Source organism: Daejeonella sp. (assembly GCF_037719425.1).
GTDB lineage: Bacteria > Bacteroidota > Bacteroidia > Sphingobacteriales > Sphingobacteriaceae > Daejeonella.
Map to the genome: position 1 here is coordinate 1 of NZ_JBBJNI010000146.1, position 10,366 is coordinate 10,366.

9 protein-coding genes are annotated in these 10,366 nt (G+C 41.4%); 5 read left to right on the top strand and 4 right to left on the bottom strand.

From position 1 onward, the window contains the following. The 3 genes from WKF69_RS16000 to WKF69_RS16010 all read left to right on the top strand — a co-directional run. A partial coding sequence (locus WKF69_RS16000) for a tetraacyldisaccharide 4'-kinase (RefSeq protein ID WP_340383132.1) occupies positions 1-425 on the top strand: 425 nt, incomplete at its 5' end. Continuing rightward, positions 397-1,218 carry a purine-nucleoside phosphorylase gene (locus WKF69_RS16005; RefSeq protein WP_340383133.1) on the top strand — a complete coding sequence of 274 codons (822 nt, stop codon included), beginning with the start codon at positions 397-399 and terminating at the stop codon, positions 1,216-1,218. The genes WKF69_RS16000 and WKF69_RS16005, both read left to right, overlap by 29 nt. Beyond that, on the top strand, positions 1,211-3,184 hold the full coding sequence (locus WKF69_RS16010) for a putative porin (protein WP_340383134.1): 1,974 nt from the start codon (positions 1,211-1,213) through the stop codon (positions 3,182-3,184). The genes WKF69_RS16005 and WKF69_RS16010 overlap by 8 nt, the downstream gene beginning before the upstream one ends. A gap of 48 nt (positions 3,185-3,232) precedes the next feature. Here WKF69_RS16010 and WKF69_RS16015 read toward each other — a convergent pair whose 3' ends face one another. Then, positions 3,233-4,420: an asparagine synthetase B gene (locus tag WKF69_RS16015; protein WP_340383140.1), complete on the bottom strand. Its 1,188-nt coding sequence runs from the start codon at positions 4,418-4,420 to the stop codon at positions 3,233-3,235. A 189-nt stretch (positions 4,421-4,609) separates the two neighbouring features. Here WKF69_RS16015 and WKF69_RS16020 point away from each other — a divergent pair, with 189 nt between their 5' ends. Both WKF69_RS16020 and WKF69_RS16025 read left to right on the top strand, forming a co-directional pair. Then, entirely contained in the window at positions 4,610-5,047 is a 438-nt protein-coding gene (locus WKF69_RS16020) for a peptidylprolyl isomerase (protein WP_340383135.1), read from the top strand. Between the two features lie 70 nt (positions 5,048-5,117). Continuing rightward, positions 5,118-5,645, top strand: a complete 528-nt coding sequence (locus WKF69_RS16025; RefSeq protein ID WP_340383136.1) for a DUF5606 domain-containing protein — start codon at positions 5,118-5,120, stop codon at positions 5,643-5,645. Positions 5,646-5,832: 187 nt separating this feature from the next. On the opposite strand, the gene WKF69_RS16030 is transcribed toward WKF69_RS16025, so the two are convergent. The 3 genes from WKF69_RS16030 to WKF69_RS16040 form a co-directional block, all read right to left on the bottom strand. Then, on the bottom strand, positions 5,833-8,358 hold the full coding sequence (locus WKF69_RS16030) for a PKD domain-containing protein (protein WP_340383137.1): 2,526 nt from the start codon (positions 8,356-8,358) through the stop codon (positions 5,833-5,835). Positions 8,359-8,655: 297 nt separating this feature from the next. Continuing rightward, positions 8,656-9,129, bottom strand: a complete 474-nt coding sequence (rlmH, locus tag WKF69_RS16035) for a 23S rRNA (pseudouridine(1915)-N(3))-methyltransferase RlmH (RefSeq protein WP_340383138.1) — start codon at positions 9,127-9,129, stop codon at positions 8,656-8,658. Beyond that, positions 9,129-10,366: PKD domain-containing protein (locus WKF69_RS16040; protein WP_340383139.1), on the bottom strand; the 1,238-nt coding region annotated here is incomplete at its 5' end. The genes WKF69_RS16040 and rlmH, both read right to left, overlap by 1 nt.

The window sequence follows — 10,366 nt, forward strand, 5'->3', positions numbered from 1 at the left end:
CGTATCTGGAGTATGGCAGTTTAAGAGCTTTTAATGAGCAAATGGCAGATCGGAAATTACTATCGGTCAAGGTAACGACAGAGATTGTTCTGCTAACCGGAATTGCTAATTCCGCGCCCCTCTTATCTGAACTAGGAGGTTATACGCAGCTTATCAATCACCATCGGTATCCGGATCATCACAATTTCACCAAAAAAAATATCAGTAAACTTGTGCAGGCATTTCATGCTTTCCGGTCAGACGATAAACTGATCATAACTACCGAAAAGGATGCTCAGCGCTTAGGGTCAGCGGAAGCTAAAGAACTTTTAAAGGGTTTGCCGGTTTATTACTTGCCTGTTGAGGCTGAGATCCATGAGCCGGAAAAGGCTCGTTTTAATGAATTAATAGAAAGATATGCAGCAGAACCTACAGTTAACCACTGAATATATAAAGAATAAGATAGGAGATTTTGTACCTGAGGTAGGGATAATTCTGGGAACTGGTTTGGGTGCTCTCGTCGATGATATTGAGATCGAACATAAGTTAATGTATTCCAATATCCCCAATTTCCCGATATCAACACTCGAGTTTCACTCCGGTCGCCTGATATTTGGGACACTAAGTGGTAAGCGTGTTGTTGCCATGCAAGGGCGTTTGCATTATTACGAAGGCTATGATATGAAGCAGATCACCTTTCCGGTAAGGGTGATGAAGATGCTGGGTATATCACGATTAATAGTTTCGAATGCCAGTGGTGCGCTTAACCCTGATTTCCGCAAAGGAGACCTGATGGTTATTGACGATCATATTAACTTACAGACAGATAATCCATTAAGAGGAAGGAACTCCGAAAATCTGGGACCCCGGTTCCCGGACATGAGTGAACCTTATAACAAGGAAATGATCTCGATTGCAACCAGGATTGCCAAAAAGAACAATATCAACTGCCATACGGGAGTTTATGTTGCGGTTAATGGCCCTAATTTGGAAACAAGAGCTGAGTATAGGTTTTTACGTACCATTGGGGGAGATGCTGTTGGGATGAGCACAGTGCCTGAAGTTATTGTGGCTAATCACATGTCATTGCCCGTTTTCGCTATTTCTGTACTCACCGATGAAGGTTTTCCTGATTCTCTGCAGGCAGTTTCATTGGAGGAGATCATTAAGACTGCTACCGATGCCGAGCCCAAAATGACTAATATTTTAAAGGAGCTACTTCTGGAATTAAATGATTAAAAATTTAGTCTTAATCTTACTGGTTTTCTTAAGTGTTTCAGACGTGTTTGGACAAGACCCTCCGCGGCCGGGAAGTGTCGTGAGCCTCGATTCCCTGCGACTCAAAGAAGAATCCTCGGAGGACTCTATTGTATATACTTCAAAATATATCAGGTATACGAATCTGAAATTATTCAGGGAGGGCACACAAACTATTGGTATCGACACAACGCTAGCCAGTTTCCAAAATTATAGTCCTTTATATCAACCCGATAATCCAACCATTGGCTTGGGGGGTAATGGCCTAGCCTATCGGGAAATGCTTTTCCGGCCATCTAAAACGATAGGGTTTGATGCAGGCTTCCACTCGCTGGACCTTTATCGTCTTACACAAGATTCATTGAGGTTTTATCGTGCCAGGACACCGTATACGGAACTTTACTACGTTAACGGAAAGACCATTGAGCAGACCTTTAAAGTCACCCACTCACAAAATGTAAAGCCCAATTTAAATATAGGTGCGAATTTTAACAGACTTGGAGGTGACGGTCTCTATATAAATCAGAAAAATGACCATTTGAACGCCGCACTATTCGCCTGGTATGAGTCTCCGAACAAGCGTTATAACATAATAGGGGATATTCTTTTTAATAAGATAAAGGCCGGAGAAAATGGTTCTACTGTGAACGATACAATCTTCAAAGGCAAGTCGCTGGCTAAAAATGCTGAAGTCGTTCGTTTATCCGGCACAGGCGATGATCGTCCAATGCAAATATGGCGCAGGACTCAATACTTTTTGAAACAGTACTACTATTTGGGGAGAAAGGATTCCCTTCCGGGTGAGAATGGTTCCGAAAAGATTCTGCCAACACAACGGGTGTCTCACTCGATCTCATATACTCGAGACCGTTATAGATTTTACAGAAATGAAGAGGATGTTTTTGGTGCGTTCCCTGTTCTGCCTTCGCGGGATTATATTGAAACAAATGATTCAACGATCGTTAACAACCTCCGTAATGAATTTAACTATAGTTTTTATCTGAGAAGCAAAGCCGTCAGTTTTCTGAAGAATGAGGCTAAACTGGACCTCGGGGTTCAGAATGATATTTATCATTACGAGCAGCTGGATTATAAGAAAAATTTCTCCAACACGACACTAAAAGCAGGATTCTCCTATCGATTCAGCGATAAGGCAGGTATTGAAGCCGATCTTCACCAGATCATGCAGGGTATGAGTTTCGGTGATTTTCTGTATGAAACAAAGGCAAACTTTTTGCTAAGCAAGTCAATAGGACGGATAGTTTTGGGAGCCTACACTCAGAATAAATCTCCCGAGCAAATGTATGAACGGGTCAATTATCAGTATCACAGCTGGGAGCGGAGCTTCAGGAAATCTAAAATAAATAACCTTTCCTTTCTGTACGAAAATCCAAAATTCAAAATGTCGGGGAAAGCGGAGTATTTCCTTGTAAGTGATTACCTATATTATAAAGAAACATCCAGCGCTCAGCAAATTGAACCTGCGCAGCTTGCGTCAAACATCAATTTGCTCAAGTTGACCTTAATGAAGAATTTTAAATTTCGCAAATTCAGCCTGGATAACTATGTCGTTTATCAAAAAACAGATTTCCAGGATGTGTTGCGTACACCGGAGATATACACTTATAACAGCTTTTATTATGCGTCGAACCTTTTCAAAGTATTGTATACCAATGTTGGATTTGACCTAAGGTTCAACACGCCGTTTAAAGCGCCGGCTTATGCAATTAATGTGAGCCAGTTTTATAACGATACACGAGGGTTGGAATATTCAACCTATCCGGTGATCGATGTTTGGGTAAAGGCAACGCTCAAGCGAACTAATTTATTTATTAAATACGATTATGCTAATCAAAATCTATTTTCAAGGGGCTATTATACCGTTCGGGGATATCCCATGCAGGATGCCTTATTGAAGTTTGCGGTTAGCTGGAAGTTTTATAATTGAGGTCTGAGGTATGGCGTTTAGATCTGACTTCCGGCTTCCTACCTCATATCACGTTTTCTGTTTCTTCTTCTTCGCAGCGGGGAATAGTACATTGTTCAGGATAAGCCTGTAACCCGGGGAATTTGGGTGCAGATTAAGATCGGTAGGAGGGTCACCCACAAGGTGACGATAGTCCTCAGGATCATGGCCGCCATAGAACGTCCACTGTCCTTTGCCAAATTCCCCATGTATGTAACGTGCTTCATCGGCGGTTTTCGTCTCGCCCATAACAAGAACATGTGACTTAATAAGAGTTTTGCGGAAGGCAGTAGTTTGACCCATAAATCCTTTTATAACCTTGTCATGGCTTTGGGTAAGCATTGCCGGGACAATATCCCATTTTGCAGAAAAGTCAAACAGGGTGAAAAAGTCGTTACTCTGATTAAGGGACTGATCCCTGCTTGGAGGAACATCTATATTAGAAAATTCATTACTGGCTGGATTTAAGTCGAGTTTGAAATTCTGAAATGCAAAAGTTTGGTTATAATCCAGCTTTGCCTGTGCCTGAGGATCAGAGCCATCACCATCGAACATCCGCTCAACGATATCGAGTCCATTAGCGGAGAGCGCGATGTCAAACGTCTCCGGACCGGAGCACATTGCAAACATAAAGCCTCCGCCTGCGCAAAAATCACGTATTGAACGGGCTACGTTCAGCTTCATTTCTGATACCTTTTTGAAGCCATTTCTTTTCGCCGTTTCTTCCTGGATCTTTACGTCCTCAATATACCAGCTTGAGTTTTTATAATTACCCCAAAAGCGGTTGTACTGCCCTGTAAAATCCTCATGATGAAGGTGCAGCCAATCATATTTTGGAAGGTCGCCTCTTAAAACCTCATCATCATAAATGATTTCGTAAGGTATTTCTGCATAGGTTAAAACCATCGTAACAGCATCGTCCCAGGGCAGTTTATTTTTTGGAGAATAGACGGCGACTTTCGGGGCCTTTTCGAGCTTAACCAGTTCCATATTGACTGAAGGATCGGTGATCTCGTTAAGAATAACATTAACTTTAGCGTCAGGCACAACTTCGTAAGAAACGCCGCGTATTTTACATTCAGACTCAAGAGCCTGAGAATATTTGATCAGAAAACTGCCGCCCCGGTAATTCAAAAGCCAGTCAGCTTCCAGCCCATTTTTTAGTGTCCAGAATGTAATGCCGTAGGCCTTTAAATGATTTTTCTGTTCCTCATCCATAGGGATCAGGATCGATGAAGCCCGGCAGATTGCTGTTATTAGTATGAAGAGAAAGGTTAATCTTATCCTAAGCATATTCAATAAACGTATTCGACACTTATAAAGTTATAAAAAGGAGAAGATATTTGAAGAATTTCATCAATTGGCTGAAATAATTAACTTTGTCCTCCATTCAAAGCAAACACACATATGAGCAAAGCAATTATAAAAACCGAGAAAGGTGACATGACTGTCCAATTTTACGATAAAGATGCGCCGAATACAGTTGCAAATTTTCTAAAATTAGCTAAAGAAGGTTATTATGATGGAGTAACATTCCACCGCGTGATTAACGATTTCGTTATCCAGGGCGGTGATCCTACGGGAACTGGTGCAGGGGGCCCGGGATACCAAATTGATTGTGAACTGACTGGTGATAATCAGTATCACGATCGGGGGGTACTTTCAATGGCTCATGCAGGACGCAATACAGGAGGTTCTCAGTTTTTTGTCTGTCACAGCCGCAATAATACATCACACCTCGATCGTAACCACACATGTTTTGGTAAGGTTATTGAAAACGTAGATGTTGTCGACGATATCCGCCAGGGCGATAAGATTTTAGGAATAGAAATTACAGAAGAATAGACATGAGATATGAGATATGAGAAGTGCGCCTCTTCTCATATCTCACATCTCGCATCTCAAATCAAAATATATGAATCTAAGAGGACTAGTATCCGTATCAGGTAAACCAGGCTTATTTAAACTGATCGGCCAGAATAAATCAGGCCTTATCCTTGAGACACTGGATGAGCTGAAAAATAAGATTGTGGTTAATATCAGCACTGCAAAAATGGCCTCTTTAGAAGACATTACAGTTTTCGGCGAGAGCGGCGATTTGAAATTGAGCGATATTTTTGAACAAATAAAAGGAAGCAAAAGTATCCCCGATCCAAAAGCTGCAGATGGAAAAACACTTCGTACGTTCTTTACTGAGGTTGCAACTGGTCATGATGAAGAGCGTGTGTATTCTTCTGATATAAAGAAGATCATCAGCTGGTATAATACTATAAGTGTGCTTCCTTTATTTCAAGAGGAAGCTCCTGAGCCGCTGGCAGAGGGTGCATCAGCTCCAGTTGGCTCAGATACAGTTAAGAAACCTGAACCTGTAACTAAGGAAAAACCTAAAGCAACAAAAGCCGCGGGTAAAAGTACAACCAGATTATCCCAAAAATCCAAATAAAGCAATGTTAATCATGATCCTAGAATAAATACAGGATCGCAGCTCCGATCACAATTGCAATAACGATCATAATCCAGAATTGCCTGCTTTCCTGACTGCTGTTTCCCGATTTGAAGCGGTAGTTTCTTTTGTAATCCATTCAGTTGATTTTAGTCGTGTTTACCAGTTGTAAGTAAAATGATCTTTATTACCTCAATATAGTAACAGATCCTGATTTTTTAACAGTATTGTTATCAAAGTCAACTGCGTCTACCATGTAATAGTAAGTGCCTACTGGTAGCTGTTTATTTTTATAAGTGCCATTCCAGTTTTGTAAAAGGTTACTGGATGAATACATCAGAATTCCGTACTGATTAAAAATCTTTATACGATATGTTCTGATGTTATTCTTTTTCACCACGAATTCGTCATTTACATAGTCGTCGTTTGGTGTAAAGGTATTCGGGATAAATAGTGAGCCAAGTTCAGTTATTATGAATGTTCCCTTCGTAACGGACGCATTGCAGATATTGCTCTTGAAGACAGCAAGAGTGACATCAAAATTTCCTCGTCTGGTATAAATATGCTCAGGATTCAGTTCGGTAGATGTTTGTCCATCTCCAAAATCCCAGAGGTAAGTGTCTGCATCTCGCGAGTCATTGTAAAATTTTACTGTCACGGGAAAGGGAAGCTTGATCGGGACCGTCGGATCCGTTCTAAAGGCCGCTACCGGATTATTGTAAATGGCTGGAATATTTATGTTAACGGACCCCGTGCTGCAATCACCGCGGCTAATAATAAGGCTATATGTACCAGCGACAGCTTTGTTGGTTACAGGTATTATTGGTTCTCGTGCTGAAGAGGTAAAGTTGGCCGGTCCTGTCCACTTGTAGATAACATCCGATTGCGCAGGCGTACTTAATCTTATCGTATCTGTAAGACAGAAATTTGGCTTATTTGATTCGATTATGGGCAGATCCGGACGTATCGTCACCTCTATTTTCTGAGAGAAAGTACTCACACATCCGTTACTGCCGATGGCTTCCAGTGTAATAGATTTAGTTCCTGTTGTAGAATAGGAGACGCTATTTGTCTGGCTAGCAGATCCAGGAGATAAGTTTGCACCATCCCCGAAATTCCAGCGAAGGGTCTGGTAATTCGTCGACTGGCTCGTAAAATTATAAACTTGCTGAGGATCACAGAGATTAACACTGGTAGTCGTGAAAGAAGCTGTTGGCGATTGATCGATAGAAACGACAATTACCTTCGCGGGATCACTGGTGCATCCAAAATGGGAGATAGAGAGAAAATATGCGCCTGCTTTGTTAGAATCCTTAACAGGAATCTTTATCTCCCGTTGATCTGAGGTAAAACCGTCGGGTCCGGTCCATGCATAAACTGCATCCGCTTGGGCTGGGGTATTCAGCACAATCGTTTGACCTACGCAATAGCGTGACTGCAACCCGCTGATCTTTGGCAGGTCTGGTTTGATGCCTACCATAAAAGTCTTTGTTTCTACCACAGCACACCCAACATCATTTTTAACCTGCAGAATTACTGTTTTTAATCCCATTGTACTATAACTAATAGTAAAGGGTCCTGCGGTACTAGCTTCAGGTATGCTAGCCCCCTGACCAAAATACCATTGAATGGAGGATTGTCCAGTAACATTATCAGCCGAAAATGTAAAAGTCTGTTGGGAAGTGCATAGATTCGCGTTTGTGGCGTTCAATTTGGCAGTGGGACCCTTGAACAGACCAGTTCCTGCTTTCCCTGCAATGTCCTTGAACTCTATATCAAATCCATGTTTTCCAGAGGACCAATTATTTACTAAAAGGGCATAAACATAACCCCGTTTCATATCGACCGCTTTTAGCATACCGTTTTGTTTTTTCGAACACCCGGAACCCTCAAATACATCATTTTCGGTAAAATTCGTACCGGTTTTCGTATAAAATAGTTCGTTGGGACAGGACCTGATGTCAATACCGTGACCTGCCGCACATCTTATAGTATTTTCTAAAGAAGGCGATTGCGTACTATCTTCAGGGCCCAGTTCGTATAATGCCCAATCTAAGTCATCGAAATGTGTTGGTGTAATAGTAAAAACTAGGGTCCCGCTATTTAGTGACGTCCATTTGTACCAAGCAGAGTGCTTTTCCCTACCAAAACATGTATTATCTGTTTCACTCTCATCTGTTCCTGAGCCCGTTACAAAGGTTTCACGTACAGTGGTCGTTGATGAACACAGTATAGATGCACTCCTATAATCCTGGCCGGGCTTAATCTCAGATTTGTAATTTTCTATGCAAAGTTGGAATTTGCCGGTATTACCTGCACCGCTTACACTAATATAATAGAGTCGGTTGGGGATTAGGCCTGCATCGTTGAGAATTGCGGTATTAAATTCTAAGTATGATTGGCTTAGTCTATCGGTACCATTGCAATCGTTATATAATTTAATTTCGGGCAAACGTAAGAAACCATCCCCGTACGTACCTGTAACAGTGATTTTTACCTCCGAATTTCTTGCTTCGAATACAAACCACACGTCCTGGCCAGAGCCTGAAAAAGATGCGGTTGCATCGACAGTAGTATACTGTCCTGTCGATGAACAAAAGCTTGTTGCATCGTTGATAAGCACGGCGTTAATACACTTGTCATTCAAAGGTGCCTGAGCAAATCCACCAAACCAGGCTGATAAAATAAAAACTAATAAAATAACTTTTTTCACTTAATACAAGATAATTAAAGCCGCCATCCACTTAATAGGATGTGTTTTTTTGCATAATAATAAGTAAACTGTTTTAAGTGTATCGTCTTTTTAAAGTCCCTCCAAACTAAGATTTGATGATTTCTCCATCAGCATCCAGCCACGATTTTAATTTCATGAAAGCAATATAACGAATTTTTGGCCCTGGACTATTTGTAAATTCAGAATCACCTCAGCGATCTGTGCCGGTTTTTGAAAGTTTTTTATCTGGTTCTTTGATTGAAATGGTATTCTCTTTTATAGTCCATAGCAATTATTTTAATCGTGATGGTAAGGCTCGCTTTTGAGTATGGTGTAAGCCCTGTACAATTGTTCTGTAAAAAACAAGCGGATCATCTGATGCGAAAATGTCATTTTAGATAATGAGATCTTTTCATTGCTTCGTTTATAGATTTCATTACTGAATCCATAAGGACCGCCAACTACAAATACAAGATGTTGTTGTCCTCCGACCATTTTCTTATTTAAAAATACAGAAAATTGTTTAGACGACAGTTCCTGACCATTTTCATCTAAAAGAATTACATAGTCCGTGCTGTTAATGTTTTTGACGATCAATTCGGCTTCCCTGGTCTTCTGCTGCTCCTGCGAAAGGCTCTTAATGCCTTTTAACTCCGGAATCTCTAATATCCGGAACGGGATATAATGCTTAAGTCTCTTTAAATAGATATCTATACCTTCCAGCAAATATTTATCCTCAGTTTTACCGATGGTAAGTAAAGTAATCTTCATTACCTCAATATAGTAACAGACCCTGATTTTTTAATAACATTCTTGTCCAGGTCAACTGCGTCTAGTACGTAATAATAGGTCCCCACCGGGACAGGCTGGTTTTGATATGTCCCATCCCAGTTTTGCACCAGATCTTCCGAGGTATACATCATAATGCCGTAACGATTAAAGATCTGGATGCGATACGTTCGGATGTTATTCATACTCACAACGAATTCGTCATTCACAGCATCATTGTTGGGGGTAAAAGTATTGGGGATGAAAACTGCACCTAATTCGCTAATTATAAATGTTCCTCGGGTTACTGAAGCGCTACAAACAGTGCTTTTGAAAACTGTAAGGGTTACATCAAAACTGCCTTTTCCTTTGTAAATATGTTGTGGATTGATGTCCGTTGAGGTCCCGCCATCGCCAAAATCCCAAAGGTATGAGTCTGCGTCAGTTGATTCATTGAAAAACTTTACGGTAATAGGAAAGGCCAACTTAGTTGGGGGGCTGGGATCTGCCCGAAATCTCGCGACCGGATTTTTAAAGATAGGAGGAACCACGACACTCACAGTTTCCGTACTGCAAGAGCCTCTGGTCACAATAACATTATAAGTCCCTGCAACAGCAGTGCTGGTAACGGGAATTACTATTGACGATCGATCGGAAGAAAAGTTGTTGGGTCCGGTCCACTGATAGGTAACATCGGCCTGAGTTTGTGTGCTAAGCCGGATGGTATCTGTAAGACAAAAATCCGGTTTGTTAGCTATTATCAACGGTAAATCAGGGCGTATTGTTACAGTTATCTGCTGATTGAAAGTAGTGACACACCCGTTATTCCCAATAGCCTCAAGGGTGATTAATTTGGTTCCGGAGGTAGCGTATGAAACATTGTAGGTTTGTCCAGTGGCGCCGGGTGGTACATTTGCTCCGTCACCGAAGTTCCATCGAATGGTTTGAAAGCCTGTGGACTGATTGCTAAAAGTATATGCTTGGCTTGTAGTACAAAGATTTATACCTGTACTTGAGAAGGATGCCGTTGGGGTCTGCCCGATAGGAGGGACAGTTATAGAAGATGCATCGCTCGTGCAACCGAAAACAGTAATTGTAAGAGTATATGTTCCAGCTTTGCTGGAGTTGCTTACCGGAATGCTTATTTCCCGCTGAGTAGAAGTAAAACTGTCGGGTCCTGTCCATGAGTAGGTCGCGTCAGCAACGGTTGGAGTGTTCAGTACGATTGTCTCGCCGATAC

Bases quoted from the DNA above. Each gene is read 5' to 3' on its own strand.
- WKF69_RS16005 (WP_340383133.1), top strand. From the start codon at position 397: ATGCAGCAGAACCTACAGTTAACCACTGAATATATAAAGAATAAGATA.
- WKF69_RS16010 (WP_340383134.1), top strand. From the start codon at position 1,211: ATGATTAAAAATTTAGTCTTAATCTTACTGGTTTTCTTAAGTGTTTCA.
- WKF69_RS16015 (WP_340383140.1), bottom strand. From the start codon at position 4,420: ATGGATGAGGAACAGAAAAATCATTTAAAGGCCTACGGCATTACATTC.
- WKF69_RS16020 (WP_340383135.1), top strand. From the start codon at position 4,610: ATGAGCAAAGCAATTATAAAAACCGAGAAAGGTGACATGACTGTCCAA.
- WKF69_RS16025 (WP_340383136.1), top strand. From the start codon at position 5,118: ATGAATCTAAGAGGACTAGTATCCGTATCAGGTAAACCAGGCTTATTT.
- rlmH (WP_340383138.1), bottom strand. From the start codon at position 9,129: ATGAAGATTACTTTACTTACCATCGGTAAAACTGAGGATAAATATTTG.